The sequence below is a fragment of the Oryzomonas japonica genome (genome assembly GCF_008802365.1).
Classification (GTDB): domain Bacteria; phylum Desulfobacterota; class Desulfuromonadia; order Geobacterales; family Pseudopelobacteraceae; genus Oryzomonas; species Oryzomonas japonica.
In genome coordinates this window covers 1-261 of the sequence record NZ_VZQZ01000030.1, presented here as the reverse complement: position 1 = coordinate 261, position 261 = coordinate 1, and the positions used below count along the sequence as shown (strand labels likewise).

The following is a 261-nucleotide window of genomic DNA, read 5'->3' as shown; positions in this document are numbered from 1 at the left end:
GTTCCAGCAACTCGGCGTCGTCCACCATGTCCGCCTTGTTCAGGAAGACGACGATGTAGGGAACGCCTACCTGACGGGCAAGCAGGATGTGCTCGCGGGTCTGGGGCATGGGGCCGTCAGCGGCGGACACGACCAGGATGGCGCCGTCCATCTGCGCAGCTCCCGTGATCATGTTCTTCACGTAGTCGGCATGGCCCGGGCAGTCAACGTGGGCATAGTGACGCTTGTCGGTCTCGTATTCAACGTGCGCAGTGGCAATCG

At 62.5% G+C, this 261-nt stretch carries 1 protein-coding gene; it reads right to left on the bottom strand.

What is annotated here, in order from left to right:
- Positions 1-261 (bottom strand): GTP-binding protein (locus tag F6V25_RS16900; RefSeq protein ID WP_246167086.1); only part of this gene is annotated, 261 nt, incomplete at both ends.